The following is a 573-nucleotide window of genomic DNA, read 5'->3' as shown; positions in this document are numbered from 1 at the left end:
GCGGTGACCGGCTTGGGGCGTGGCTTAGGAGCCGCGCCTCTCGCTTTTCAAGCGGGTGTAGCTCAGTTGGTTAGAGCGCCGGCCTGTCACGCCGGAGGTCGCGGGTTCGAGCCCCGTCACTCGCGCCATTCCCCTTCATGCCCAGGTGGAATCAGCGAAATTTCCCTGTCTCCATCCACGCCAGCATGCGCCGCATCGGCAGGATCCAGATCCAGGCGATGCCAGCGATCAGATAGAATGCGGCCTGCAACAATGGATGCCAGCCGCCGACCAGGCGAGACAGGCTGGCAACCAGGATGCACCACACGCCGATCAACACCAGAATCGCCAGCATCCCGACGGGTTTACGCCAACTTGGGGTCATGGTCGGGGAATCCATCCACATTCGGTGATGACGGCGTGGAGCGGCATGTCCCACGCTTCGGTCGGCAAGGACTCGACCTGTTGCACGCTCCACGCAACCCCGATCCGCCAAGCGTCGGGAAACGTCGCGAAGGCGCGGTCGTAATAGCCGGCACCTTGCCCCAGCCGATCGAGCTTCGCATCGAACGCCAGCATGGGCGTGAGTATGAT

The 573-nt window shown here is 63.2% G+C and carries 2 protein-coding genes and 1 tRNA gene; 1 reads left to right on the top strand and 2 read right to left on the bottom strand.

Going from position 1 to position 573, the window contains the following annotated elements:
• The first annotated feature begins 51 nt into the window (after window positions 1-51).
• A tRNA-Asp gene (locus AACY52_RS29570) sits at window positions 52-128 on the top strand.
• 23 nt (window positions 129-151) lie between these two features.
• Here the strand turns inward: AACY52_RS29570 and AACY52_RS29565 are convergent.
• Window positions 152-364, bottom strand: a complete 213-nt coding sequence (locus AACY52_RS29565; protein WP_033965758.1) for a DUF2842 domain-containing protein — start codon at window positions 362-364, stop codon at window positions 152-154.
• The coding region (locus tag AACY52_RS29560; protein ID WP_339561261.1) for a 5-formyltetrahydrofolate cyclo-ligase at window positions 361-573 on the bottom strand (213 nt) is incomplete at its 5' end. The genes AACY52_RS29565 and AACY52_RS29560, both read right to left, overlap by 4 nt.

The sequence above is a fragment of the Pseudomonas sp. EA_65y_Pfl1_P113 genome (genome assembly GCF_963970525.1).
In the GTDB taxonomy this organism is placed as follows: domain Bacteria; phylum Pseudomonadota; class Gammaproteobacteria; order Pseudomonadales; family Pseudomonadaceae; genus Aquipseudomonas; species Aquipseudomonas tritici.
This window is presented reverse-complemented; position numbering and strand designations above follow the sequence as displayed.